Origin of the sequence: Pseudovibrio sp. Ad37, assembly GCF_001623075.1 — a bacterium.
GTDB lineage: Bacteria > Pseudomonadota > Alphaproteobacteria > Rhizobiales > Stappiaceae > Pseudovibrio.
In genome coordinates this window covers 1-1,341 of the sequence record NZ_LMCF01000152.1, presented here as the reverse complement: position 1 = coordinate 1,341, position 1,341 = coordinate 1, and the positions used below count along the sequence as shown (strand labels likewise).

Annotated in this window: 1 pseudogene; it reads left to right on the top strand. The window is 57.4% G+C overall.

What is annotated here, in order from left to right:
- A pseudogene (locus PsAD37_RS19690) lies at window positions 1-1,341 on the top strand (hypothetical protein); the annotation flags it as partial.

The following is a 1,341-nucleotide window of genomic DNA, read 5'->3' as shown; positions in this document are numbered from 1 at the left end:
GACTCTGAGCAATACCTCTGGCGCTGCCACCGGTGCGTTCACCAATACAAAAGATGCCAAGCTTCGGGCGGCCAGTATTGAGGCTGCGGTTGCCTCTGTTGCCAATGATGGTCTGATCGGCTCTGCGGAAGGTTCTGTGAGCCTGAGCAGTCAGGCTGGCGTTGCAAACAGCGGCGAGCTGCTGGCCAAGGACGGCCTGAGCCTCACGCTTGCCGGTGATCTGACCAACAGCGGGACGTTGCTTGCTGAACAGGCTCTGGTGATTGCAGGTCTTGGCTCTGATGCTGCCATCGGCGCACTGAGCAATGCAGCTGGCGGTGAGATCAAAGCGTCTACGGTGACAGCACGGGTGTCATCCCTGGACAATGGCGGCCTGATTGGCGCCGTGAACGGAACTTTAAAACTCACCAACTCTGGTGATCTGATCAACTCTGGCCGTCTTGTTGCCAAGAATGATGCCACACTCAAGGTTGATGGCAAAGTGACCAACAGCGGCGATATTGCCAGTGAAGGTGCGCTGACGCTGAGCAATACCTCTGGCGCTGCCACCGGTGCGTTCACCAATACAAAAGATGCCAAGCTTCGGGCGGCCAGTATTGAGGCTGCGGTTGCCTCTGTTGCCAATGATGGTCTGATCGGCTCTGCAGAAGGTTCTGTGAGCCTGAGCAGTCAGGCTGGTGTTGCAAACAGCGGCGAGCTGCTGGCCAAGGACGGCCTGAGCCTCACGCTTGCCGGTGATCTGACCAACAGCGGGACGTTGCTTGCTGAACAGGCTCTGGTGATTGCAGGTCTTGGCTCTGATGCTGCCATTGACGCACTGAGGAATGAAGCTGGCGGTGAGATCAAAGCGTCTACCGTGACAGTACGGGTGTCATCCCTGGACAATGGCGGGTTGATTGGAGCCGTGAACGGAGCTTTGACACTCACCAACTCTGGTGATCTGATCAACTCTGGCCGTCTTGTTGCCAAGAATGATGCCACACTCAAGGTTGATGGCAAAGTGACCAACAGCGGCGACATTGCCAGTGAAGGTGCGCTGACGCTAACCAATACTTCCGGTGGCGCTACAGGTGCGTTCACCAACACAAAAGATGCCAAGCTTCGGGCGGCCAGTATTGAGGCTGCGGTTGCCTCTGTTGCCAATGATGGTCTGATCGGCTCTGCGGAAGGTTCTGTGAGCCTGAGCAGTCAGGCTGGCGTTGCAAACAGCGGCGAGCTGCTGGCCAAGGACGGCCTGAGCCTCACGCTTGCCGGTGATCTGACCAACAGCGGGACTTTGCTTGCTGAACAGGCTCTGGTGATTGCAGGTCTTGGCTCTGATGCTGCCATCGGCGCACTGAG